The sequence below is a fragment of the Haploplasma axanthum genome (genome assembly GCF_900660745.1).
In the GTDB taxonomy this organism is placed as follows: Bacteria; Bacillota_I; Bacilli_A; order Acholeplasmatales; family Acholeplasmataceae; genus Haploplasma; species Haploplasma axanthum.
Map to the genome: position 1 here is coordinate 190,189 of NZ_LR215048.1, position 26,475 is coordinate 216,663.

20 protein-coding genes are annotated in these 26,475 nt (G+C 28.6%); 1 reads left to right on the top strand and 19 read right to left on the bottom strand.

Annotated features, from left to right (window positions below; translation table 11 throughout):
• Positions 1-122: 122 nt before the first annotated feature.
• The 19 genes from EXC62_RS00955 to xylA all read right to left on the bottom strand — a co-directional run bounded on the left by EXC62_RS00955 (position 123) and on the right by xylA (position 25,121).
• Positions 123-2,516, bottom strand: a complete 2,394-nt coding sequence (locus tag EXC62_RS00955) for an alpha-L-rhamnosidase-related protein (protein WP_026390762.1) — start codon at positions 2,514-2,516, stop codon at positions 123-125.
• 17 nt (positions 2,517-2,533) lie between these two features.
• A complete protein-coding gene (locus EXC62_RS00960) occupies positions 2,534-3,073 on the bottom strand; it encodes a hypothetical protein (RefSeq protein ID WP_026390763.1) in 540 nt (179 codons plus the stop codon).
• 120 nt (positions 3,074-3,193) lie between these two features.
• A complete protein-coding gene (gene glf / locus EXC62_RS00965) occupies positions 3,194-4,294 on the bottom strand; it encodes a UDP-galactopyranose mutase (protein WP_129747398.1) in 1,101 nt (366 codons plus the stop codon).
• Positions 4,295-4,305: 11 nt separating this feature from the next.
• Complete coding sequence (locus EXC62_RS00970) at positions 4,306-5,334, bottom strand: glycosyltransferase family 2 protein (RefSeq protein ID WP_129747400.1); 1,029 nt, start codon at positions 5,332-5,334, stop codon at positions 4,306-4,308.
• Positions 5,335-5,391: 57 nt separating this feature from the next.
• On the bottom strand, positions 5,392-6,507 hold the full coding sequence (locus EXC62_RS08950; protein WP_197724317.1) for a hypothetical protein: 1,116 nt from the start codon (positions 6,505-6,507) through the stop codon (positions 5,392-5,394).
• A 63-nt stretch (positions 6,508-6,570) separates the two neighbouring features.
• Positions 6,571-6,966 (bottom strand): hypothetical protein, encoded by a 396-nt coding sequence (locus EXC62_RS00980; RefSeq protein ID WP_026390862.1) that lies wholly within the window; start codon positions 6,964-6,966, stop codon positions 6,571-6,573.
• A complete protein-coding gene (locus EXC62_RS00985) occupies positions 6,947-9,943 on the bottom strand; it encodes a glycoside hydrolase family 3 protein (protein WP_052589987.1) in 2,997 nt (998 codons plus the stop codon). The genes EXC62_RS00980 and EXC62_RS00985 overlap by 20 nt, the downstream gene beginning before the upstream one ends.
• Positions 9,944-9,963: 20 nt before the next feature.
• The gene (locus EXC62_RS00990) at positions 9,964-10,548 is read right to left on the bottom strand and encodes a hypothetical protein (protein WP_026390863.1); all 585 of its coding nucleotides are present in this window, start codon (positions 10,546-10,548) and stop codon (positions 9,964-9,966) included.
• Positions 10,549-10,586: 38 nt separating this feature from the next.
• Positions 10,587-12,953 carry a glycoside hydrolase family 2 TIM barrel-domain containing protein gene (locus EXC62_RS00995; protein ID WP_026390864.1) on the bottom strand — a complete coding sequence of 789 codons (2,367 nt, stop codon included), beginning with the start codon at positions 12,951-12,953 and terminating at the stop codon, positions 10,587-10,589.
• A gap of 718 nt (positions 12,954-13,671) precedes the next feature.
• Positions 13,672-13,941, bottom strand: coding sequence for a hypothetical protein (locus tag EXC62_RS01000; protein ID WP_129747402.1), 270 nt, complete (start codon positions 13,939-13,941; stop codon positions 13,672-13,674).
• 6 nt (positions 13,942-13,947) lie between these two features.
• On the bottom strand, positions 13,948-14,109 hold the full coding sequence (locus tag EXC62_RS08755; protein ID WP_162849125.1) for a hypothetical protein: 162 nt from the start codon (positions 14,107-14,109) through the stop codon (positions 13,948-13,950).
• On the bottom strand, positions 14,106-15,215 hold the full coding sequence (locus tag EXC62_RS01005) for an ABC transporter permease subunit (protein WP_197724318.1): 1,110 nt from the start codon (positions 15,213-15,215) through the stop codon (positions 14,106-14,108). The genes EXC62_RS08755 and EXC62_RS01005 overlap by 4 nt, the downstream gene beginning before the upstream one ends.
• A 14-nt stretch (positions 15,216-15,229) precedes the next feature.
• On the bottom strand, positions 15,230-16,726 hold the full coding sequence (locus tag EXC62_RS01010; RefSeq protein ID WP_026390866.1) for a sugar ABC transporter ATP-binding protein: 1,497 nt from the start codon (positions 16,724-16,726) through the stop codon (positions 15,230-15,232).
• Between the two features lie 81 nt (positions 16,727-16,807).
• On the bottom strand, positions 16,808-17,833 hold the full coding sequence (locus EXC62_RS01015) for a galactose ABC transporter substrate-binding protein (RefSeq protein ID WP_026390867.1): 1,026 nt from the start codon (positions 17,831-17,833) through the stop codon (positions 16,808-16,810).
• A 101-nt stretch (positions 17,834-17,934) separates the two neighbouring features.
• Positions 17,935-18,891, bottom strand: coding sequence for a substrate-binding domain-containing protein (locus tag EXC62_RS01020; protein WP_026390868.1), 957 nt, complete (start codon positions 18,889-18,891; stop codon positions 17,935-17,937).
• Positions 18,888-20,600 (bottom strand): sensor histidine kinase, encoded by a 1,713-nt coding sequence (locus EXC62_RS01025; RefSeq protein ID WP_162140272.1) that lies wholly within the window; start codon positions 20,598-20,600, stop codon positions 18,888-18,890. Before EXC62_RS01025 ends, EXC62_RS01020 begins: the two co-directional genes overlap by 4 nt.
• Entirely contained in the window at positions 20,587-22,164 is a 1,578-nt protein-coding gene (locus EXC62_RS01030) for a response regulator transcription factor (protein WP_026390870.1), read from the bottom strand. Before EXC62_RS01030 ends, EXC62_RS01025 begins: the two co-directional genes overlap by 14 nt.
• Before the next feature lie 187 nt (positions 22,165-22,351).
• On the bottom strand, positions 22,352-23,800 hold the full coding sequence (gene xylB / locus EXC62_RS01035; protein ID WP_162140273.1) for a xylulokinase: 1,449 nt from the start codon (positions 23,798-23,800) through the stop codon (positions 22,352-22,354).
• A gap of 1 nt (position 23,801) precedes the next feature.
• On the bottom strand, positions 23,802-25,121 hold the full coding sequence (gene xylA / locus EXC62_RS01040; RefSeq protein ID WP_026390872.1) for a xylose isomerase: 1,320 nt from the start codon (positions 25,119-25,121) through the stop codon (positions 23,802-23,804).
• 85 nt (positions 25,122-25,206) lie between these two features.
• Here xylA and EXC62_RS01045 point away from each other — a divergent pair, with 85 nt between their 5' ends.
• On the top strand, positions 25,207-26,373 hold the full coding sequence (locus EXC62_RS01045) for an ROK family protein (protein WP_026390873.1): 1,167 nt from the start codon (positions 25,207-25,209) through the stop codon (positions 26,371-26,373).
• The last annotated feature ends 102 nt before the right edge of the window (positions 26,374-26,475 follow it).

Genomic DNA, 26,475 nt, shown 5'->3' on the forward strand with positions numbered 1-26,475 from the left:
CTAATCTACACTAGAATTAACTTGCCATTTATTATAATATTATATCATTTTTCATCAATATTTAAAAATTGATAAAGAACAAAAAACAACTAAAACTTTAGTTGTTATTGCTCAAACATCTATTATGAAACTGTTATTGTATAATTTCCTTCTTCAAATGATAAAACATAATAATCATCATCAATAACTTCAATCATCACACCAGTAAAATTAGTTCTATCTTTAAATTCTTTTGGAAGTTTTAAATACCCTGTCCCTTCAATAGCCTTAATTTTAATTTCATAGCCATCTTCCACTTTATTATAAGACATCTTGATTACGCCTTTGTTAGTATCAACAGAAGCATTAATTTTATCATATATAAATTGTGGAATTATTTCATACTCTTCATAGTTAACTTCTATTGGTTTTATACCCGCTATATATTTAGACATGATAACAAGCGGACCACCAGTCCAACCATGATTAACTGTTACAGTTCCAGCAGCATCTAGTGACCATAGTTCCCATAAAGTTGTTCCGCTATCATCGATCATTGCTTCATATCTATCTAGCATTCTAGTAACTGCTTCATCATAATATCCCATAATGGATAATGCTTCAAGAACATATTTTTCATAAAACGGACTAGCATTTTTAGTGTTCACTAAAATGTTTCTAATTGACTCATAGTCTTCTTTTTTAGCTAAACCACTTAAAACAGCAAGTGCATTAGCACGATCATCATTTTCTTCACCTGATCTAAACCCACCATCTTCTTTTTGATATACTTTTGCAAAGTTTTCTTCAATGGTTACTTTTCTTTGGCTAATAAACTCATCATTTTTTGTTATGTTTAAATCACTTGATAACTTTTCAATAATATTTAATGCATAATAATACCAAGCTGTTTGAATTACTTCAACATCAATTTTTTCTCCCCAATCAGTCCATAACCATGACCCATCACGAATTTCAATTAAACCGTTGTCTTTTAATTCCCAGTTTTTTAAATAGTTAGCTGCAATTTCATAAAATTTAGAAATTGTATCTCTATCCCCTGTATATAAATAATAATTATATACTGAGATGATAAATGCTAAACTTTGAACTGGAATCTCATGAGGAGATTTACTTGGTGCTCTACTAACTAGAATATTTCCCTCTTTTGTCCAACCGATTGCTGTTAAAATAGTTTTTTTAACTATTTCATAAGAATTTGGATCTAATGAGTATAATAACATTTCAATTTGATTTGAAGCATCACCCATATAAGGTGCTCTTTCACGATCAGGAGTATCCATAAATGTATCTCGCATATTAATTAAAAGGCTATTTACAGCTTTATCCCACAAAATATTTAATCGCTCATTACTTGACTCAAAACTGCCTGTTATATCAGCATCATATCCACTTGCTCTATATCCAATATATGAAATCTTAACTCCACTTGGAATTTCCATATATAGTTTTGATCCTGATCTCCATGGATAGTTCTCATATTTTTGAACACCTTTTTTTGTTATATACGTATCTTTGAAGTTAGTTTCAGTACCAACAACATATGTATCTGTATATAATAAAATCTTTTCGCCTTCTTTTTCACTCTCAATTTCAAAGTATGTTGAAAATTGCCGATTAAGTGGAAGTTCTAATTCAATTTTTGTTGGTTTATCAAAGATAATATTTTCATATTTTGAAGAATTTTCGAACTTAACGATTTCATTAAACTTCATTGTAGGTGCAGGATTTTTATATAGTCTATTAAATGGTTTTGCTCCTGCTTTAGCGACTCCAACAGCATTATCCCAACTAGAAACATCAAAACTTGTTTCAAAGAAGTTTCCCGTTGCTTCTCTAGCATCAAAGTAAACGTTCCATTCTCCAAGCATTGATGATTGCGGATAATTTGGATAATCACCTTTTAATAATGATTTATTTTTATATTCTCTTAATCTCTTAACCTTAACAGTATTATCTGATTTGATTACTTTATCATCAACACTCATTTGAAATAATAATCCAGCTTTTCCTGCATCGATTGATGAGTCACTAGAACGACCATTATAGACCGTTAAAAATGCAATAACATTTTTACCTTTTTTTAAATTAGTAATTTTTACATAATCATAAAAAGAATCATTAACGCTTGGTCCTCGCTTAGAACTACCATCATAAACTGTTAATATTCCATTAACCCACATAAAATATTTACTTTCTGCTGAAATATCAATTACAGTTTCTGTAATATCTTTAGAAATCTCGAATTCTTTTCTAAAAGCGACATAAGAATCAGGTGCATTAATTTTATCCCAAATCCAATAACCATTCCACTCATCTTTTTTATAACTTTCAAGCAAACCTGTATATGGTGTTTCACTTTCTTCAGCATATTCTGGTGTTGGATATTCATTTTCAACTGGTGTTGGATTTTGAGGTTCTGGTTTATCAATCTTTTCTTTCGTTTTACATGATATTAACCCAATTGAAAACAGTGTTAACATTATTAATCCAAAGAGCTGTTTGTTTATTTTCATTAAAATCACCCTCTTTTTTATGATGCTGGTGTTTCTGCTGGCGCTGTTTGTTTATACGCTTGAATAAATGCATTATAATCTTTATATTGAATAGTTTTACTTCCTTCTAAAGTAGCCTCTCTACTATATGCACCATAGAACAAGAATTTAAAGTTTGATACATTGATTATTCCATTTGTTTCATATCCATAGAATGTACCTTGAGTTGTTTTAATTATAATTGCATCTTCTCCCTCAGCATCTTTACCACGACTCCATGTTCCATTATCGTGTTTAGTAGTAAAAGCCTCATTTTCTTTATAGTCTCTTGCATCATAACCAGCCATTGAACCTGCATTATAACTAGAAAGCACTGCTGTACCATCTGCATTTAAGTTTAGTAAAAAATAAAAATCAATACCTTGATTAGCTAATTCATCATAATGTCCAATTAATTGAAATGATTCTTTCTCTTCAACTGGATCTTCTTTTTTAGGTTCTTCAACCTTTTCCTTGTTACATCCAACTAGTACTATACTAGTCAATAAAAGCATGAAAACTAAAATCATTTTTTTCATTTAAATAAATCTCCTTCTATTTTTTATTTGCATTGTAAACGCTTACTTATATGATACTTATTAGTTTTCTTTTCTTCAATATATTTCACGTAATTAGTCGTTTTTATTTCGTAATTTGCATTATCTTTCAAACTCTTGTTCAATTCTTTCTAGTACTTTCTCAATAATAATATGCATATCATAATATTTATATTCAGCAAGTCTTCCTCCAAATAAATACTTAGATTCTTCTTTAGCTAATTCGAAATATTTTTGATATTTCTCTTGGTTCTGTTGATCATTAATTGGATAATATGGCTCCATACCTTTTTCAAAATCCACTGAGTATTCTTTAGTTATTATTGTTGTTTTTGATTCTGTAAATTCAAAATGCTTATGTTCGATTATTCTAGTGTAAGGTGTTTCTTTATCTGTATAATTAACAACAGCATTCCCTTGATAGTTTTCAGTATTTATTTTTTCATGTTCAAATCTTAGACTACGATAATCTAATACTCCATATTGATAATCATAAAATTGATCTAATGGTCCTGTATATAATACCTTAGTTGCTATTGAGTCAAAGAATTCTTTATTAACGAAATAATCAGTTGATAATCTAATATCAATTCCATCTAAGAGTTTTTCAAAGATTTTTGTATATCCACCATTTGGTATTCCTTGATATAAGTCGTTGAAATAATTATTATTGTATGTAAATCTTACTGGTAATCTTTTAATAATAAATGGTGGTAATTCTTTTGAATCTCTTCCCCATTGTTTTTCAGTATACCCTTTAATTAACTTCTCATAAATATCTGTTCCAACTAAGTTGATTGCTTGTTCCTCTAAGTTAATTGGATTTTCTTTATAATATTTTTTTCTTTGTTCTTCTATTTTTTCTTTTGCTTCACTCGGTGTTATTACTCCCCATAATTTATTAAATGTATTCATATTAAATGGGAGGTTATATATTTCACCTTTATAGTTTGCAATTGGTGAATTTACATAGTTATTAAATGTTGCAAATTTATTTATGTAATCCCACACCTTTTTATTTGATGTATGAAAGATATGTGCCCCATAATAATGGACATTTATCCCTTCATATTCTTTAGTATAGAGATTTCCTCCAATATGATTTCGTTTATCAATTACTAAAACTTTTTTACCACGTTTTTTAGCTTCATATGCGAATATTGAGCCATATAATCCAGCACCAACTATTAAATAATCATACATAGTTTATTCTCCTATCCTAGTTTAATCTTTTTAGCGAAATATAAATAACCCTTAACCATAATGTACCCTTTTATTCTCCATGGTAAGAAATTAACTAAGCAATTATAAGATCTAAATCTTAAAAATCTATATAGTTTTTTATCATTCTTTTTTAAATCATTCCAAAGTTTTCTTAAATCATCTTTACGTTCTTTACTATATTCAGCTGTTGTAAACATTTGAGTTATAATCATAATTGCTGATAAAAAATGGAACATATATTTTCTTAAGCCTTTTGGAAGTTTTTTAATTTCATCATAACTATATTCTTTCAAAATTATATCCATTACTTTTATTTGTTGTTTGTATCTTTTTACAATATTATGAATTTGAACTGATTGGTCACTTCTACCGATATAATAATGATATAAAACTATTGGCATGTAATAAATTGTTTTTGCATATGGCAGTGGTGTATATGAGAAAATATTATCTACATAAAACGTATGATTCGGAAGTTTTATTCCACTTTCTCTTAACACTGCTGTTTTATATACTAATGCATGCATTAACATTGTTTTTGAGTATTTAAACTTCTTATTTGTTTCACTCCAAGTTGTTATTTTATTTGGTATAAAGTTTTCTTCATATGATCTAACAAATGTTGTATTATCTTCTACATGTTCATAGATGAAGTCTAGAATATATAAATCTGGACTTTGATTATTATTATATTGTTCTTTTAGTTTTTCTAGAAAAGTTACTAAGTTTTCTTTATCTAACCAATCATCTGAATCAACTACTTTATAATATAATCCTGTTGCTGCTTCTAGCCCTGCATTTACTCCTGATCCATGTCCGCCATTTTCTTTGTCTATCACTTTAACAATTTTAGGGTATTTCTTTTTATATTCATTAGCTATTTTTATTGTATTATCTTTTGACCCATCATTTACTATTATAATCTCTGCATCTTCTCCTATAACCAATAATGATTCAACTGCATTATGAAGATAGTTTTCTGAGTTATATGATGGGATTGCAAATGTTATGTACTTCATTTTTTTCACCTCACTTTTCTATTCAAATAGGGACCTATTTAAACGTCCCTATTCTTTTTATTCTTCTTTTTTAAATATAATTTTGAAAATTGGATAAAATACCCAAAATGATATAAGTGCTTGTACAAATGATGCTGCAATACCTCCGATAGCATCACCAAATGTTCCATATAACCAAGGTTGATATAATCCATATAAAGCATTTTGGCCTAAAGTAATTATTATCGTTGCTATTACGAACCAAATAATTGCTTTAGGCAGATTACTATTTGATTTGAATGCAACTTTTCTTTGCATAATAAATGTCAAGATTTGGGCAATTACTAATGTTATAAACATTGCTAAGAAATATGCTAAACCACCACGTGATAAGTATTGACCTGAAATTCCATTTAACGTTCTCTCAATCGAAGATCCTATCGGACCAGCAGTAAAGTTAAATACATAGTATGGGTCAAATACTTTAAGTCCATTTTCAAGTGTAATAATTTTATCTGCTGCACCAATTGGTCCTAAAAATCTAAAATCAGTATTAATTAAATTAGTATTTTTAAAGATTAGTTGTAAGACTGGTAAAATAATAAACTGAATTACTGTAACAATATTACCAACCATAAAATATCTAATAAATTCTGCTATTTTATGATGTCTAAACCACCAGTAATACAATCCTCTTCCAAACTTCTTATATGCTTCTGCAAAATTTCCAATATGAATATAAGATCCTTCACTATTATCTTTATCTCTAGTCAATGAATGAATTGTTGTTACTATTTGCATTGCAAGAGCAAGTATTATAAATACCAATGCTATTAGACTAAATAAAGCTATTTTAATATTTATTAAATAAAATAAAATTAAAACCAAAAGTCCTGAATAAGAAGCCAAACTAATTAATTGACTAATTATGCCTCTTTTCTTATCAAAAATCATGCTCGTTAAATTTCCTAAAACTAAGACAGACGTTAAGATAAGCACTCCAGTAAAATATGTTCCTGATTTAAAATCAATTAATAAAGTTAATATACTAAATATCACAGCTAAAATAAAAGTAGCATTCGTTAATACCGGTTGTATATCACGATACCAAGTATCTTTAAATAAATAGTTTTTAGATTCTTCTTTTATTCTCTCTAACTTTTGTTCTTGTTTTTCTTTTTCTGTTAATTCCATAATCTTCATCCTTCTATTTATTAAATAGGGAAAAGGATTTCACCTTCTCCCTACTTAACAAAATTAATCTAAAGTTTTTCTTTGCTCCATAAATGATGTAACAATTGCTGCAATAGTTACTATCATAAATAGGATTCCATAAATAATTACAGCATTTGCATTTCCACCGATATAATTAACACCATTCCAAACATCAGATAATGTTTCTAATCCTACATTAAAATGCATTGAAACACCTACCGAGTATAAGATTGCTGGAATAATTGGGCTAAATTTATAGTCAAAGAATATATTGAATACTTGGGCTAATGCACCTAATACCATAAAGATTACCGTAATAATTGAAAATGTTCTATCACTACTGTTCGTAATTGTAAATATTAAACTACTAATAATAGCAAGTACCGCAGCTACAAGACCAATATAAAAACCAGTTGTTTTATTTTTTAGTATTTTCATTGTTCTTATCTCCATCTTTTTTTCTAGGTAATATATATCCTGAGTAAACAAAAATTCCGGCTGAACCTAAAGTGATTACTCCTACGCCAACATTTAGAATGATTAGTGCTGTTTGCCACCATGGTGTGAATCCTTTAATGATTGTATCAACAGTAATTCCGTTCATCATATTAGTTCTTACCATTGAATAATAGAAGTTTTTATTAGCTTCTCTTAATCTCTTTAGAACATTACCATCTTTATTAGCTGTTAAATATTTTTGAATTTCAAATGCTCTTTCAGTATCAACGTTAAATGAATCAGTTCCTGCAACAAGTGCTTGAACAGTGTTAATTGGATCACCTTTACTTGCATCAGTTAAAGTAATTCCTTTAAAGCCCCACTCATTTCTAACTACTCCTGTTAAAATTTCTTTATTAACATAGAAACTATTGTAAGAACCAACTGCTGTAAATGACATCATTGTTCCAAGTGCTTCTCCAACAGTAAACGCTCCTTCAAAACCTTTTAACGAGCCTTGACGAAATGCTTGTTCAGTTAAGAAAATATTTAAACTATCACGGTTTGTTTCTTGATCATTACCTGCAAAGTGCTTAATTGATGCGTTAAGTCCTTTATCTTGCATAGCTTTTGTTTGTTTAGAACTTAATATGTATGTTAAGATAGCATCTTCACTATAATATTCAAAGTTACGTCCCGAGAATGGAGTACGGTGTAAGTTAGCTCCTGGTGACCACAATTGTGCTGTTTTAACAAATAATGCATCTTCACCAATAAACTTACCTCGTTCTTCTAATAACTCTTTGTTCCAAGTCGATGCTGCAACAATTTGATTAACATGGACTGTTGCTGTTGATTTATTACCATATTTATAAACACCTTGTGTTCCGTCTGGACCATCAGTATTTGAATTGTGAGGCTTACCAATTTCTGGAATTGCAGGATGACCAAAGTCTTCACCAACCATAATTGTTAGTTGTCTAATTGAAAATTGATTTAAGAATTCTTCCCATTTCGGATCATCATAAGGAACATCCTTCATTTCAATAAGTTTGATTGTTACAGCTTCGCCTTGTTTAAAACTATCATATGCTGGTGCATCTGCTGGTTTTGTATATTCAACGGTTTTTAATCTGTTTAACATTTCCGTTGTTGCTGTTAAGTTTTCAACTTTATTAGGGAACGTATTCCAATCTTCTCTTGTTAGATATGTTAATTTTTGTCCTTCGGGAAGGAAATAGTTAATATCAATATCATCAAATAAGTTTGCTACTACTTCCCCTGTAAATTGGCTTTTAGCATAATGAGTATCTTTTTCTGTCAATGTTATTAGTTTAACTTTTTCTGCATCTCCAGTAACCACAGTTCCTTTATGATCTACTAAATCTAATACCGCATTTTCAATTGTTTTTACTTCTCTTGATTTTAAGACATTATTTAATGCATCATGTGAATTATCACCAATTGCAAATCGATAAGCACCTGCATCAAATACATAACTTCCTTTTTTCGAAGTGTCAAAACTATTTGTAACAGTATTATCATAAGTTGCAAATAAATAATCATCAGTTTCAAATTTAACAGTTTCAGATTCACCTGCTCCTAATAAACTTGTTTTTTCAAAATCAATTAATTGGATTGCTGATTTTTGAGCTTGACCGCTTTGATATGGAAGTTGTACGTATAATTGGACAACTGACTTAGATTTACCCGTATAACTTGAGTTTTCTGAATAACCTAGATTAGTAACTTTTACTTCTGCTGTCACTTTACGAGTTGTTCTATCCCATTCAAGGTTGATTAATTCTTGCTCAAATTTTGCATAAGATGATCCATATCCAAATGGATAAGCCATTTCATCTTCATATTTCCAACCATTACTACTTGCAAATACTCCCGAATTACCAGAAGCATTATTAATTCCTAATACAGCATCTTGATATCTTGTTTCATAGTATTTATAGCCTGTATAGATGCCTTCTAATTGAACTACATAGTTTCTTTCATGATTAGAGAATTTATTATCAAAAGCATTTTGAACTGCTGCTGAAGATAATGAATTTGTAGCATATACATCAGTAAATCTTCCTGATGGATCAGCTTTACCAACTAAAACGTTAGCAACACCTTCAAATCCTTTTAATCCTGGACCACCAATCCATAATGCACTATCAACACCATATTGAGCATCTTCTAACCATTTTAATTCCATTGGATATCCACTGTTGATTAAAACAACAACTTTTTTAAAGATACCTTCATCTTTTTCTTCTTTAATAAGTTTTAATAAATCTGCTTCTTGTGGGTGTAATGCTAATTGTGAAATTCCATCAGCATCACTTGGTAATAAATCCATACCCTCTCCACCATCACGTGCAAACATTACAATAGCAACATCATTATAATTATTTGCATATGAACTTTTTAGCGAATCAGTATAAAAACTAATTGATTCTTCACCAATTGAAGATGGAATAGCATTTCCAAATGCATTTTTAACTCTTTTTGTTGAGCTATTTTTATAAGCATTAAAGATTGTTTCGTTAATATTAAAATTTTCTTTTACTAATGCAGATTGTAATGAAACTAATCTAGCACCATCTAATGCTGGTCCACCTGAATTCCCACGATATACTGGATCTGCTACTGCTCTACCAAATAATGTAACATTTCTCTCAGTACTCTTTAAAGGAAGTGCATTATTATCATTTTTTAATAAAACTGTTCCTTCTTCCATTGTTTGAATATCATGCTTATCAGAAGCAGCTAACATTTTTGTTAAACCTTCATCTGTAAGACCGAATTCAGAATCATAATAAATTGCATCTTTGTCGCCAGCTTCAGTTGGAACTTCTACACCTAGGAATATATTTATATGGCCGGACCATTTAAATGCTAATGATGTAAGAAATATTCCAATGATTTGAACAAAGAGTAATGTCGTTACAATTCCACGCCATAATCTCCAGTTTTTCATTTTTTATCTCCTCTTAAAAATTATTTTGTTAATGAGTTATATTCGAATGCGTTTGTTGCAACATTTACTAATAAATCAAATTTAGCAAAGGCATTATTTTCTAAGAATTTTTCTGCTGTTATTGGTGCTTCTTCAGTTCCTACTGCAACTCCACTTGCATCAGTCCAGTTTTCTGTATCTACTGAATAGTTGCTACCTGCAGTTGTAATTGTATTAACTTTAACAATTCTTGTTGGTTTTTCAAGACTTAATGTTTTTAAACCATCAGCTTCAACTGCTGCATATTTACCGTAGTAAGTAGTAACTGTAACTCCTCTTGGAACAACTTTATGTTCACCTTCATTAGGAAATAATAATTCTCCTGAATAATGTGTTTCTGTTACTGTTAATTCATATGTTCCGTCTGAGAAAATATCAATACTTTGTGCTTTAAACGTTGCTTGTTTATATGTATATGCTGGATATGCACTCATAAAATTAACTACTGGGTCCGATACATATGATGCTTCAAGTTTTGCTTTTTTTCCTCCCCCACATGCTACAAGTGAAACTGCTGCTACTAATAATAATACTAAACTAAAACCTCTTGTAATTATTTTTTTCATAAATTATTCCTCCATTTTTTATTTTTTTTATGAATAAACTATTTAACTTCTACTTCGGCTAATGATGTTCCTAATGAACATTCTCCCTTAACTACTATCTTACCTTTATTCACTGGCTTAATAATTGCTAATGCTTGGCCCATGTATGTTTCGGTATAAGTGTTTTTATACCCATCTTCATTATAAGGACATGCATGTCCTAATCCAATCAATTCACCATTTTCAACTTCAATATTAACTTTTTCTCTTAATAATGGCTTTAAATTACCTTTTTCATCTGTTAATTTAAGTTGAACATACGCTAATTGATCTTGTGTAATAACTTTATCTTCAGGTGCTAACATTAACTTGTTTTCCTCTGAAGCAGTATGTAATGTTGTTCTATATAATTCTTTTTTGTTTTTATCAAACCCAATTGCTGTAATAGAACCATCGTGATATCTAACTTTAAACTTTGTTAATCCTTTTTTATTTGATTTTTTAGAACCAACTTTTTTATTGTTAACAAATAGAACAATGTTATGTGCTCTTGTATAAACTTCAACAGTTGTTTTATCTCCATCATGACCATTCCATGACCAACTTTCCATCGCTTTAGAAAGTTTCCAAGCTGAAGGTGAATGTTTCTTACCATGATTGTTTACTGGGACAACAGCCATTCTAATTGGATCTAATTCAAATGCCACTCTTGTAAATGCCATTTCAGCATTAGCAATACCATTAATGTCAATTCTTCCAGATCCAGCAGTCATCCATCCCGGTCCTCCTGTAAATTCTGGAGCATGATCATCATGAACCCATGAGCCAATTGCTACTTCACCTAGATAGTCCATCCCAGCCCACACAAAGTCTCCAATAATTCCATTATTTTTCTTTGCCATATCCCAGAAACCAAAAGCATCTTTACAAAATGTTTCTGTTCCTAAAATAAGTCTTTCTGGATATTTTTTTAAATCTTTCTTATATCTTAATATCCCATAATTATATCCTGCAACGTCTAAGTTAGCAAAAGCACCTTTTGTTTTCTTATTACTTCCAGGTAACCATGCTCCAATTTTCATTGTTTTATCACCTAAAAGACCAGCGACATCATTAAAGAATTCACTACCAACTGATTTAGCTTTTTTAGTGCTTTTCATTGCTTTTTCAGCTTTACTATCACTGTAAACTCCAAATCCTAATGAATATAGGTAATTAAAGAATACATTTATACCACATGTAACAGGTCTTGTTTGGTCCATTGTCTTAATGTAGTCATTCATTTCTTTCGTCAATGCAATTCCCTTTTTTTGTCCTGTTTCAGCAACTTCATTTCCTATTGAGTACATAATAACGCTTGGATGGTTATAATCCTTATCAATCATATCTTTGAGATCTTGTTTCCACCAATTTTCAAAATATAATGCGTAATCATATTTCGTTTTATGTATATACCACATATCGACATATTCATCTAAAACTAACATTCCCAATTCATCGCAAGCATCAAGCAATGCTTTAGAACTTGGATTATGAGCAGATCTAATCGCATTATATCCATTTTCCTTTAAAATCTTAATCTTTCGATATTCAGCAAAAGGATGAGATACTGCACCTAATAATCCATTATCATGATGAATACATGCTCCTTTTAGAATTACTCTTTCTCCATTTATTAGTAAACCATTATCTCTAGTAATATTGATACTTCTAATTCCAAATCGAACTGATTCTTCATTATTTTTAAAATTAACCTTTAGTGTGTATAATTTAGGATTATCTCCACTCCACAATTGAGTACCGGTCAATTCAATATTTTCATTAATCTCTCCATTACTATCTAAATCAATTTTTTTAATTACTTTCTTATTATCTAAGAAAGACAGAGTAACTATACCACTCATATTTGTCTTTAAATTAATATTAACAATACGAGACTCACTACTTATCGTTGTTACTTTAATACTATTTAATAAAACATGTTCTTTAGGAAAAACTAACATACTAACCGGTCTATGAATTCCAGATCCGGTATACCATCTACTATTAGGTTGATCGCTATTTACCGCTCTAACTTTAATGATATTTTCTTTATTTAGAATTATATGTTCATCAATTCTTACGTAAAAATTTGTATATCCATATGGTCTAAAAGATAATTTCTCACCATTCAAATATACTTCGGAGTTATGATAAACACCCTCAAATTCAAGATATACTACTTTATCTTTATATTCATCACCAAAGAAATATGTCTTTTCGTAAAGGTAATCAGCACCTGAAAACCATGCAGTATTTTTTCTTCCGACATTATCGATTGATCGTTTTTCAAAAATCATGGCATCATGTGGAACACTAATTATTTTAGTTTCTTCACTACCTTCTTTTTGAAACTTCCATCCATCATTCATACTTATTTTTTTCATTTTGTTTCTCCTCACTAATAATTCTATTCTTCGATTAGAAAATAATTTTTATCATTTATAATAAAAATTCCAGTAATCGTTTTCATTCCTAATCTAGATTATAATTTTAGTAACTTTGTTTCAACATTCATTTCGTATTATGTTATTCTTTTATCGTTTATTGACTTAATAATGATTATTACTATTGAATTAGATCTTTTAGAAAGCTTGAAATCGTTTTCAATATAAATATAACATTTTTTGAAACGCTATCAACCAATCTTTCGTATATTGTTTTTCTTAGTTCGTAAATTGCTTCTTCGTTCATACTTCCCTATTTAAAAATTTATTAATTCTTTCATTTTCTTTATTAATTATATAAAATTGCTCTTCCCTTTTAAAACTATACTTTATTGTTAAAAACTTTTCTTTTGGTATATACAAAAAAATGTTCATTTTATCTTTAAAGATTTTATTAAGAAATGATTGAGATTCAAAATTTTAGACAAAATAGTTAGTTATATTTTTTGAACATTATTTTCACTCTCTTTGTTAAGAAACAAAAATGACCTATATTATAGATCATTAGCATTATTAAAACTATAGATAAAAAATAATTTTGATTTGACTCGATGTAAAATGGCCAATATAAGATTTTAACACTAACAAATCTACAAAGATAACTTCCTTGTTTTATTAATCCTACTTCAAAAAAAAGATATCAGTTTTATCTGACATCTTACTTAATCTTTGGATAAACTATAGCAATAATAATAACTTGAATTATTAGAAATATTATTTGTGTTAAAACAAACTTTTTATTCTTAACTTCAAAATTAAAACCAATCATTGCAAATATACTACCAAGTGCTCCCATTAAGAAACTTGATATATAAATATATATAGGTTTAATAGTTTTCTTATCACTTGTTTTTTCTTTCTCATATTGAAAACATAAAAACATCGTTGATAAACTTGAAAGTACTATTATTAATACTATTATGTACATAAGGAATCATCCTTTTCTTAATATTATGAAGATAATAAAAGCTATAAATACAATTGATGCTACAATTATGAATATCGTAAAACCTTTGGTTTTTCCACTTAGATTTGCATATAATCCACCTTTTGTAATAGCGTGTTTCTCTTCCTTTTTTTCTTCTTTATCTGTCATCTTCTAACAATATATTTTCTCATATCAATTGCTGTTGCTAATAGTATAACAAAGCCCTTAATAGCGTATTGTAAGTTAGCATCAATTCCTAAGAATACAAATGAAACTGTAATTAATTGTAGTAAGAACACACCAAGTAATACACCTCTAATCTTACCAACACCACCAGAGAATGATACTCCACCAATCACACAAGCTGCGATAGCATCAAGTTCAAAGTTAACACCTGTTGCAGCATTATTTGATCCAACAAACGCACTAGTCATAAATCCATTTAATCCATATAGCATACCTGCCATTAAAAACACTATCATAATAGTTTTATTAACACTAATACCAGAAACTGTTGCTGCTTCAGGGTTTGATCCAACAGCAAACATATTCTTACCAATTTTAGTTTTATTCCAAACAAACCACATAATAATTGTAGCAATTAATGCATATAAAACTAAAAATTGAATTCTAACACCAAATATTGTAAACATGTTCCCGGTTACTGCATTAGTGAAATCACTTCTTAACTCACCAATCGGTTTACCATTATTGGTTCCAAACTTAATGTATTGTAATGACATTGCATATACAATTAGTTGTGTACTTAATGTAACAATAAATGGATGTAGTTTAAATTTAGCTACAAAGAATCCGTTAAAGAGACCAATAAGTCCCCCGATTACAATTACAATTAATAAAACAAGAATAATTGGGACAGTTCCTAAATTAGGATACATCTTATCTACATAATCTGGATTTTGTAATAAACTAGCTGCAATTACTGCAACAAGCCCAATAATTCTTCCGGCAGATAAATCTGTACCAGTTAATACAATAATACCTGCAACACCTAAAGCAATCGGTAATCTAAATGATGTTTGTGTAATAACATTTACGATTGAACTTAAGGATAAGAATCTTGGTTTCATTATAGCAACTACAACAATAAAAATAAATAATAGTATGTATAATGAATAATTGATGAAAAATTCATTTATATCTTTTCTTTCAAGTTGTTTTAATTTTTCTTTCTTTGTTAAAAAATAGTTTCGCATTTTAGTTGAAAAGCTAACTTTTTCAGTTACTTTTTCGTTATTATTCTTATCAAACATTTTTTAACCTCCTCTTAAATAAATTTAGTAGATAACGTCATTATCTCTTCTTGATTAGTTTCTTTTGTATTTAGAATACCTGCAACTCTACCATTTGAAATAACCATTATTCTATCTGTCATACCAATCAATTCAGGCATTTCCGATGAAATCATAATAATTGATCTTCCTTCTTCAACCAATTGATTCATTAATTGATATATTTCATATTTTGCTCCAACATCAATACCCCTTGTTGGTTCATCCATTAATAAGATTGTTGGATTGGTTAATAACCATCTACCTATAATAACTTTTTGTTGATTTCCACCTGATAAAGATTTTATCTTAGTCTTAATCGATGGTGTTTTCACTCTTAACTTTCTAACGGATTCAATAGCATCTACTTTCATCTTATTATCTTGCAAGTAAACACCATACTCTTGATACTTATCTAAGTTTGAAATAACTAAATTATCTTCAATTGATAACACCGAGAAGATTCCATTTTCTCTTCGCTCTTCAGTTATTAATGCAAGCCCATTTTTTATAGCATCTCTAGTATTTTTGATGTTAATTTCCTTATCCTTTAAATATATTTTCCCACTTTCCTTTGTCATATATCCAAATAAAAGTTCTAATATTTCTGATCTACCAGCACCAACAAGTCCTGATATACCTAAGATTTCCCCCTTCTTTAAATCAAATGATACATCATTAATAGTTGAATTATGCACAGCACCTAAGTTTTCAACTTTTAACGTTATATCTCCAATGTTATGATTTCTTTCTGGGAATCTATTTTCCAAATCTCTTCCTACCATATCCTTAATAATTGTTTCCATTGTAAGATTTTTTGCTTGATGGGTCGATATATACTTACCGTCTCTTAAAATTGTTACTCGATCAGAAATTCTTAATATCTCTTCCATTTTATGGGAAATATAAATTATTCCAACTCCTCTTTTTCGCAATTTTTCAATTATTAAAAACAATTGTTCAACTTCATTATCTGATAATGATGATGTTGGTTCATCAAACACAATAACTTTTGCCTCATGAGAAACGGCTTTAATGATTTCAATCATTTGTCTTTTTGAAACAGAAAGTTTTGATAGAGTATCTTTAGGATCAACATCAATATTAAACTCATCTAAGAGTCTTTTCGTGTCATCATACATTTTCTTTTCATCTAATATAAAACCTAATTTCATTGGATATCTACCAAGCCAAAGATTATCCATAACATTTCTTTTAGTTGCCTGATTAAGTTCTTGTTGAACCATTGCTATTCCTTCATTTAAAGCCTGTAAAACATTATTGAATTTTACTTTTTCCCCATTTAGATAAAAATCTCCCTCGTCTTCAATATAAATACCAAATAAACATTTCATTAATGTTGACTTACCAGCACCATTCTCACCCATTAAAGCATGAACTTCACCAGCACTAATATCAAATGAAACATTATCTAATGCTTTAACCCCTGGAAATGATTTACTTATGTTTTTAATTTCTAATAGTTTTTCCATAAGTTACTCCTTTACTATAAGATACAGGCGATTAGATTTAAATAATCGCCTGTGTCTAATTTATCTAATCTTTAATAAATCTTATTGTCCAGTATATTTTGCATATGGAATACGCAATTTATCAACATCAGTTTGGAATTTATAATCAGTTCCTTCAACAAAGCCTTTACCATCTTTTACATTTTCGATAAATACTTTAAGAGCTGTTGCCATTGCTTCACCATCTTGCTTAATACTTCCTGCCATTTCGCCTCTTCTAATTGCTTCTTGTGCAGTTGCTGTTGCATCTACCCCTAAAACGATAATTTGTTTTGTAGGATCGCTTCCGTTAAATCCTTTAACTTTTAATGATTGAATAACTCCAAGAGCCATATCATCATTATTAGCAAATACAACATCAATCTTAGCTAGTATTGATTCATCAGCAATTACTGCATCGAATAATGTTTTAGCAGTTGCAGTATCCCATCCTGCCATTTGATCTGCTACTAATCTTTCTAATGCTGGTTTTGATGCTGCTGTTAATAATTTATTAGCTTCTTGTACTGAATAAGTAGTTCTACCATTTGCTTCTGGATTATCTAAATCAGCACGAAGCATTACATAACCAATTTTACCATCAGCATTACGATCATATTTAGCATAGTCTGCTAAAATGATTTCAGCTGCTAATTCACCTTGCATATATCCTGCTTCATCTGGATCAGTACCAATGAATGCTGTTTTACCAGAATATGATTTAACTGCTGCATCACTGATTTCTCTATTGAAAAAAACGATTGGTAAATCAGCTGTTTTAGCTTTTGTAATAACAGTTGCTGCAGAAGCAGTTTCAACAATATTAACAACTAATAAATTAGTCCCCGCAGTAATAGCACTGTCAATTTGTGTATTTTGTGTTTCTTGACTTCCTGCTGCATCATGGAATTGATATTTAACATTGTTAACATCTTTTAATTGTCTCTCTAATTCACTTCTTACCCCACCAATATAAGTATCTGAATATTGATAGATAAATACATCAACTTTAAATTCGTCTTTGCTTGAACAAGCAACTAAGACAACCCCTAAAATAAAAATTGAAATCGATAAAAATATTTTTTTCATTTCTTTCCTCCTATGTTTTATCTACTTCAATTATATATGTAAGCGCTTTATTAAAAAATGTAAAATCTAACACTAAAAAATGTAAAATCTAACAATATCTATTAATTGTGAATGATTTTTCCATTAATAAGTTGAAATCTATTATCATAATCAAAATCTTTAAGAATAACTCCCTTCAATAAATAATCAATTAAAATATCAATTGTTCTAACCTGTTCTAAGTAATCATTAACAACTGTTCCATACATTTTATTATTAGCTATTGCCTCTAATCCTGCAACTGTTCCATCAACACCTATTATTTTTGGAGCAACGATAAATTCTTTCTCTTCTAAATAATCTATAATACCAAGCGCCATGTCATCATTATTTGAAATAACAAGTTCAACATTATCGTACTCACTAAATAGTTCATCTGCTTTTAAATACACTTGATTTCTTTCCCAATTACCAATGCTTATCGTTAATATTTCATAATTAATACCTAAATCCTTTAAACCATTAATAACTTCAGCTGTTCTATTCTCAGCATCTTGATGACTTTGTTCACCCTTTAATATAACAATTTGAACAACACCATCATCATTAATATCGGTTAGATCATTAGTATCTAGCATCTGCTTAACTAATTCTGCCTGCAATACACCTATTTGTAAACTATTTGATCCCACATAATAACTATTCTTACTATTTGATAGTACTGCTTGTGGCTCACGATTAATAAAGATAAGTGGTATATCTTTAACTTCTGCTTTTTCAATCATTGCATATGATGATAATCTGTCAACAGCATTAACAATAATTAAATCATAATCTTCATTATAAAACTCTAAAAATTGTTTATTTTGAAGTAATTGATTTTTACCTGCAAAATAAACTTCATATTTAAAATTGCTCTTTTGATCAATTTTTTTCGTTAACTCACTCAAATACTCTTGCATAAATGTATCTTCTTTATCGTATATAAGGATTCCAATTTTTTTGGTTCTTCCCTTGCTACAACCACTTATTATAATTGTTATTAATACTAATAACATCATTTTAATAACTCTTTTCATAATACTTCACCTGCTGGAATCAAAATTTGAATTTTCGTACCTTCATCTGCTTCACTAGTAATTTCAAGTGAAGCCTTTGTTCCATAATATACCTTTAATCTTTGGTAAATATTTTTAAGTCCTACACCATCACTCAAATCATCATTATCTAAAACAGCATATAATTCATTAATCTTCTCATCAGTCATTCCATACCCATTATCTATTACCTCAAACTTTATTAAATCATCAATTGACCCAACATTAATTATTATTAACCCATTATCATTTATTTTATTTATTCCATGATACAATGCGTTTTCAATTAATGGTTGTAATATCAATTTCATTGTATCTAATTTTAATATATCTTCATTATCAATATTTATCTCATATGTAAATTTATCTTTATATCTAATTTTTTGAATAAATAGATAACTTCTTGCATGATTTATCTCATCTTCAACACTTATTATATTTCTGCCTCCAGAAATACTAATTTTAAATAATCTTGATAATGCAATAATCATCTCAGCAGCCGATTCATTTTCATTATTTTCAACCATATAAACGATTGAATCTAACGTGTTATATAAAAAATGAGGATTAATTTGATTTTGTAGTGCTTTAAGTTCACTTTTTCTTTGTTGTTCCTTTTCTTTTATTATGCTATCCATTAATCCTTTTATTCTATCAATCATGACATTGAAACTATTGCTCAATATTTCAACTTCTCGTGGGTGATTTATTTCAACCTTAGTCAAATCTAATTTATCAATTTGATCAACATTACTCATAGCATCTTTTAATTTATTTAAAGGTTTTGAGATTGATTTTGAAACTGAATAGTAAATAATTGAAGATATAACTATAAATATAAGTGAGAAAATCATCATTGAAACAATAAAATAATGTCTAATTAGCATTATTTCATTTATATTAATAAAAACACCAATTTTCCAAGGAGTATTACCTATCATATTAACCATAAAATAAATTGCTTGATCTTCAATCACGACTTCTTTTTTTCCAATTATTATTTCTTTAAATAACTCCTTTTCTTCTGTTTCAGTAAATGAATCAACTTTTTTAGAAGTATAAATATAATCATAATTATTATTCAAAATTGAAATATGACCATTAACTCCTAGATTAGATTTATCTGCTAAAGAAATTAAAGTAGAAAAATCAAGATTCATTCTTAAAACTCCATAATCTTGATACTTGTTAAAAGAAAGATACTTACTTATTGTTATTAAATATCTATCATTTATTAATTTAGGAGCAGAAAAATAATGAACTGTTTTATCATTTATTGCTCCTATAAACCAGTCCTGTTCACTAACGACTTCTTCACTATCTTTGCTATTGCTAACAATTAAAGTTCCTAAAGTACTATATATTTCAATATCTTTATATTTTGAATCTAAATAATTGATTGATTCAAATAAGTTCTTTGTTACTTCTTGATCATCATTTATATCTATATTAGAAACTAAAGCTTGAACTTGATTAGATATTCTAATTATATCTTCCGTATAAACTTCAAAATTATAAATAATTTGTTCATTTATTGCCTCTGTTTGTATTTTTATGATATTATTCGTGTTTCTTGTAAAAGTTAATTGTGAAATCATGAAAACACCAAAAACTAATACTAAAATCATCGCGATAAAAGTTACAGTAAAAACAAATCCTAACGGCTTACTTTTAGGACTAACTTTGTTCATCTCGGTACTCCTTAGGAGAATTTCCAAAGTATTTCTTAAATGAATGACTGAAATAATAAGGATCACTATAACCTACTTTACTCGCGATTTCAATTATTTTTATATTTGTTTTTATTAATAAATCTTTTGCTTTTTCCATTCTTATCATAGTTAAATACTTCACAAAGGTTGTTTTATAATTAGTCTTAAAAAGTGTTGTAATATAACTAACACTAAACCCTATTTCATCTGCTAAAGTTTCTAAGTTTAAATTGGAATCATTATAGTTATTATTTATGTAGTTAATGATCAAACTCATATTTTGATCTGATTTACTTTGAATATAATTAAGATTAATACATCTTATTTTTTCTATCAATTCTAAAAACCATGAAAAAACATCATCAACTGTTTTAAATGTAAATAGCTTTTGATATAACAAACTATAATTAATCTCTTCTTTATTAAGTTCTATTTCTTCACTTAATCCCTTCAAAATTGAATTAAGAGTATTTGTTAAATTAAACTCATAAACATTTAAGTTAGCTTGGTGTGTTATTAATTCTTTTATCTTATTTAAAACATCAATTATCTTTTCTGTTTGTTGTTCATATTTAATATAATATGTTAATTTGCTATAAATTGATTCATCAATTAAATTGCCTATTCTACTATTCTTTTCAATATCACTATACAAAAAAACTTGCATCCCACCAAATATCTTCCTTAATGTTAGTGCATTAAATGCTTCTGAATACAATAATTTATAATTAATGTTATCACTAGATAAATTGCTCAATCCTATACTAATCTCAATATTTAACTGTCTTTTTGCTCTAATGATAATAATCTTTAAATTGTCTATAATCGCTTCTTTATTAAAATTAGTATTACTTTTGAATAAGACTGTTAAGTTATATTCTTTATGAAAAAGATTAAAATCAATCCCTAAAAGATTTAACTGAGTAAATAAAAAACTCTCAAAATACTCTTTTTCTTCATCAGTATATCTATGATCAAAATCAAAATATCCAATCATAATATATTTATAATCAATTCTTACATCAATTCTCTCTAATTGTTCTTTCATTTTATTAGATAATTGGTTTTTATTTAAAAGTTTAGCTAAATAATTCTCTTTTAAAACTGGAATACTATCATAGTAAAAAATATTAAACTCATCTATATTACTTTCAATATCTTTTTCTAGTTCTATTTTATCTTTTGCCTTTTCCAATACACTCTCTAATTCATCTATATTAATTGGCTTAGATATAAAACCAACAACCTCAAGATCAATAGCCTCTTTCGCATAACTTAGTTCTTCATACCCTGTAATTACTATTATTTTAAGTAGTGGATTAACTTTTTTTAGCATACGTGCTAGTTCAAGTCCATTGATAAACGGAATATGAATATCAGTTATCAAGATATCAGGTGGATTAACGGATAATTGATTGTATGCGTCATCCCCATTATCAAAAGTACTTTCAAGAAGTATGTTTTCAACATTTATTCGTTCTATCATTTTCTTTAATCGTTCTAAAACAATTAATTCATCATCTACTACACTAAGTTTATACATCGTATTTCTCCTCTAGTTAGTTTTCTTCATTATATCAAAAATAATTAGAAAAAGCGCTTATATTTCATATATAAGCGAAATGAAATAACTTGAACTTCTATATTAGGAACTATATGTTAATTAAAATCATCATATAAAATAACAAAAAACAAGCAAAGTTATCTATCAAACCCTGCTTGTTTTATTATCAATTATTTAATTTAGGATAAACCTTCATATATTCATTATACTTCTTTTCATATATTAAAACTTCTTTACTATTCGGTTTAAATATATGCTTAACTTCTATTATTTCATTACATGCATCTTCAACTGTTTCATACTTACCATCTGCAACCATAGCAAGTATAGCTGCACCAAGTGCTGGACCTTCTTCAACCAATATTGTTTCTACACTAGTATTTAAAATATCAGCAATCATTTGACCCCATATAGGACTTTTTGCTCCACCACCAGTAATTCTCACATTCTTTAAATCTTTGTTTTTCGTTTTAATAATCTCAAAGATTGCTTTTAAATTAAATGTAATTCCTTCAACAACAGCTCTATCAAGATGTTCTTTTTTGTGTTCTAATCTTAAACCGACAAATGCTCCTCTTGCATAAGGATCATTTATAGGGGCTCTTTCACCTGTTAAATATGGCAAAAAGAATAAATCATCATCACTACTTGTTTTTGATATTTTATCAAATATATTTTCATAGTTATAATTATTAAAAATACCTTCATTCCACCATTTCAAAGCTCCAGCAGCATTAAGCATAACACCCATCATCATATATTTACCATTTGAATGTACATATGATTGTAAATATGTTTTTTGATCTGACGCAAATTTTTCCATTGGAGAGAAAACTACCCCACTTGTTCCAAGCGAAATATTACACATTCCGTTGTAAACTGCACCAACACCAACAGCACCAACAGCTTGATCTCCACCACCAGCAACAATTTTTACATCATTCTTAACTCCTAATTGAACTTTAACTTCTTCAGTTAAGTACCCTACTACTTCATAGCTTTCAAATATTTTAGGAAAGTTATTCTCTTTTAAACCTAAAACATCTAACATATATTTACTATATTTTTTATTCTCAACATCATAGTAAAGTGTACCTGATGTATCTGATGTATCGCTAGCAAATATACCACTTAATCTATAGATTAAATAGTCTTTTGGAAGCATTACTTTATCAATTCTTTTATAGTTTTCTTCTTCATTATTTTTAACCCATAAAACTTTGGGTGCAGTAAGACCAGTTAATGCAATATTACCAGTTTCTTTTATTAATCTCTCTTTACCAATCACTTCGTTTAAATATTCAACTTCTTTGATTGTTCTTTGATCATTCCATAAAAGTGCATTTCTAATGACTTTATCATTTTTATCTAATAAAACCATTCCATGCATTTGTCCTGAAAAACTGATTGCTTTTAAATCTTTTTCATACCCTTTAATAATTTCTTTAAGCCCAACAATTGTTTGATTATACCAGTCAAGAGGATTTTGTTCTGTCCATTCAGGTTTAGGAATTAATAAATCATATCCTTTAGTGACTGTTTTTACAACTTTATTATCACCAGAAAGTAAAAGTATTTTAACTCCCGATGTTCCTAAATCAATTCCAATATACATATTAACCTAATATATATTGATTAATTAACGCTTCAAGATATTCTTGTTTACCTGATTCATTTTCATCAATATCTTTTTTGTCAAATACATATTTTTCTAGTTCTTTAAATCCAACTTTACCATCAACGATATCTTTACCAATTCCTTTTGTATAAGAACTATATCTTGATTTTAAGTTATCTTCAAAAACTCCATCTTCCCACATTTTAGCAGCTATTTTTAATCCAGCTGCAAATGAATCCATTCCGGCAATATGTGCTAAGAATAAATCTTCCGGTTTATTTGATGCTCTTCTAACTTTAGAGTCAAAGTTAAGGCCACCTGTTTTAAGACCACCTGCTCTTAGTACTTCATACATAATTGAGATTGAATCATATAGATTAGTTGGGAATTGATCTGTATCCCATCCTAATAATAAATCTCCTTGATTTGCATCCAAGCTTCCAAGTAATCCTTCAGTTGCAGCAACTCTAATCTCATGGTTTACAGTATGTCCAGATAGTGTAGCATGGTTTGTTTCAATATTTAGCTTGAAGTGTTTTTCTAAATTGTATTTTCTTAAGAAACCAATAACTGTTGCACTATCAAAGTCATATTGATGTTTAGTTGGTTCTTTTGGTTTTGGTTCAATATAGAATTGTCCTTTATATCCAATCTCTTTAGCATAATCAACAGCCATATGTAACATACGTGCAAAATTATCTTGTTCTAATTTATAATCTGTATTAAGGAGTGTTTCATAACCTTCTCTACCACCCCAGAAAGTATATCCAGCACCATTTAATCTGTGTGTAATTTCCATTGCTTTTTTAATTTGAGCAGCACTATATGCAAACACATCAGCGTTAGGACTTGTAGAAGCTCCATTCATAAATCTCTTATGACCAAATAAGTTTGCTGTTCCCCAAAGTAGTTTAATACCTGTTCTTTTCATTTCTTTTTCAATTAAATCAACAATTACATCTAAATTCTTTTGAAATTCTTCTAATGAATTCCCTTGTGGTGCAATATCAACATCATGGAAGCAAAAATATTCCATACCTATTTTTTCCATAAATTCGAATCCAACTTTTACTCTAGTTTTTGCTATTTCAAGTTCATCTTTAGATGTTAAATCCCATGGTCTTTCCATTGTTCCAGAACCAAATGGATCAGTTCCAGTATATGTAAGTGTATGCCAATATGCCATAGAAAATTTAAGATGATCCTTCATCTTTTTCCCTAAAACAACTTCTTCTGGGTTGTAGTATTTAAAAGCAAAAGGATTTTTACTTTTTGAACCCTCATATTTAATCTTTGCTACATTTTTAAAATGTTCCATTTTTTATTTCTCCTATATCTTATATTTTATTGATAAACATATATTTTTAATATATAATTAACTAAACAAACGAAAGGGTGACACCATGATAAAAACTTCAAATTCTCAATCTGTTAAAATTGAAAACATGCGCCTAGTAATGGAAAAAATTGTTGAACTTCGTGAAGTATCAAGAATAGAACTATCAAGATTAACAACGCTTAACAAAGCAACAGTCTCTTCAATAATGAGCGAATTCGTTTCATCAAATCTAGTAATTAAAACTGATAAAATCATCAAAACTAGCGGACGTAGCGCTAATTTATTCGCTTTGAATAAAAATGCTGGTCGAATAATTAGTATTGAACTTCTTACAAATTCTTTATATGGTGTAATAACTAATTTGTATGGGGAAATACTTTATGAAGTAGTTAAAGAGGATATTAATCCTGAATTTACACCATACCTCAAAGTATTGTTAGAAACAATTGACCATCTACGTGAAAATACTTATGAATCAACTTACGGCTTAATTGGTATTGGTATTGGAGTTTATGGTACATTATCTAACTCCAAAAAAATCAAGTATGCTCCTTTTAATTCCTGGAAAGATATTGACTTAAAAGAAATAATTGAAGATTATACCGGTATTAAAACCTATGTTGAAAACGAAGCAAACATTTCAGCGCTTGGCGAAAAAATTGTAAATCGTGATCAAAAGAATATTGTTTCTCTTAACATTGGTCTTGGTGTTGGGATGGGTATCGTCATAGACAGTAAATTGTATACCGGTGAACACGGTTATGCCGGTGAAATTGGACACACAATTATTGTTCCAAATGGCAGAAAATGTGTTTGTGGTAATCACGGTTGTCTTGAAACATACATATCAAACAAAGGTATTACAAATTACTACTATGAACTAACTAATCAAATAATTAGTCTTAACGATTTTATTTCTCTTTATCAAAAACGTGATACATATGCTCTCAAAGTTTTTGACATGTTCACAGATTATGTGGCGATTGCAATTAACAACATCTCACAAACTATTGATCCTCACACAATTATTATTAACAGTAAAATTGCGGATTCAATTCCAGAAACAATTTCAGCAGTAAAGAATAAACTTAAATCTAGTATGATTTCACTTGATGTTCTTTCTACCTCAAAGTTCAAATCTAAAACAAATATTTTAGGACTAACTCATATCTTAATTCAAGATTTTTTAAATGTTGATAATTACAGCATAAAAAATCTTAGTAAAATATAGTTTTCCCAAACATAGTTTATCACATAAATTAAGTTTTGTAAAGAACTTGTTTTGTTATATTATTATGCTTTATTAACTAAAAAGGGACGAAATTTATCGTCC

Coding starts and splice junctions, on each gene's coding strand:
- EXC62_RS00955 (WP_026390762.1), bottom strand. CDS start 2,516: ATGAAAATAAACAAACAGCTCTTTGGATTAATAATGTTAACACTGTTT.
- EXC62_RS00960 (WP_026390763.1), bottom strand. CDS start 3,073: ATGAAAAAAATGATTTTAGTTTTCATGCTTTTATTGACTAGTATAGTA.
- glf (WP_129747398.1), bottom strand. CDS start 4,294: ATGTATGATTATTTAATAGTTGGTGCTGGATTATATGGCTCAATATTC.
- EXC62_RS00970 (WP_129747400.1), bottom strand. CDS start 5,334: ATGAAGTACATAACATTTGCAATCCCATCATATAACTCAGAAAACTAT.
- EXC62_RS08950 (WP_197724317.1), bottom strand. CDS start 6,507: ATGGAATTAACAGAAAAAGAAAAACAAGAACAAAAGTTAGAGAGAATA.
- EXC62_RS00980 (WP_026390862.1), bottom strand. CDS start 6,966: ATGAAAATACTAAAAAATAAAACAACTGGTTTTTATATTGGTCTTGTA.
- EXC62_RS00985 (WP_052589987.1), bottom strand. CDS start 9,943: ATGAAAAACTGGAGATTATGGCGTGGAATTGTAACGACATTACTCTTT.
- EXC62_RS00990 (WP_026390863.1), bottom strand. CDS start 10,548: ATGAAAAAAATAATTACAAGAGGTTTTAGTTTAGTATTATTATTAGTA.
- EXC62_RS00995 (WP_026390864.1), bottom strand. CDS start 12,953: ATGAAAAAAATAAGTATGAATGATGGATGGAAGTTTCAAAAAGAAGGT.
- EXC62_RS01000 (WP_129747402.1), bottom strand. CDS start 13,941: ATGTACATAATAGTATTAATAATAGTACTTTCAAGTTTATCAACGATG.
- EXC62_RS08755 (WP_162849125.1), bottom strand. CDS start 14,109: ATGACAGATAAAGAAGAAAAAAAGGAAGAGAAACACGCTATTACAAAA.
- EXC62_RS01005 (WP_197724318.1), bottom strand. CDS start 15,215: ATGTTTGATAAGAATAATAACGAAAAAGTAACTGAAAAAGTTAGCTTT.
- EXC62_RS01010 (WP_026390866.1), bottom strand. CDS start 16,726: ATGGAAAAACTATTAGAAATTAAAAACATAAGTAAATCATTTCCAGGG.
- EXC62_RS01015 (WP_026390867.1), bottom strand. CDS start 17,833: ATGAAAAAAATATTTTTATCGATTTCAATTTTTATTTTAGGGGTTGTC.
- EXC62_RS01020 (WP_026390868.1), bottom strand. CDS start 18,891: ATGAAAAGAGTTATTAAAATGATGTTATTAGTATTAATAACAATTATA.
- EXC62_RS01025 (WP_162140272.1), bottom strand. CDS start 20,600: ATGAACAAAGTTAGTCCTAAAAGTAAGCCGTTAGGATTTGTTTTTACT.
- EXC62_RS01030 (WP_026390870.1), bottom strand. CDS start 22,164: ATGTATAAACTTAGTGTAGTAGATGATGAATTAATTGTTTTAGAACGA.
- xylB (WP_162140273.1), bottom strand. CDS start 23,800: ATGTATATTGGAATTGATTTAGGAACATCGGGAGTTAAAATACTTTTA.
- xylA (WP_026390872.1), bottom strand. CDS start 25,121: ATGGAACATTTTAAAAATGTAGCAAAGATTAAATATGAGGGTTCAAAA.
- EXC62_RS01045 (WP_026390873.1), top strand. CDS start 25,207: ATGATAAAAACTTCAAATTCTCAATCTGTTAAAATTGAAAACATGCGC.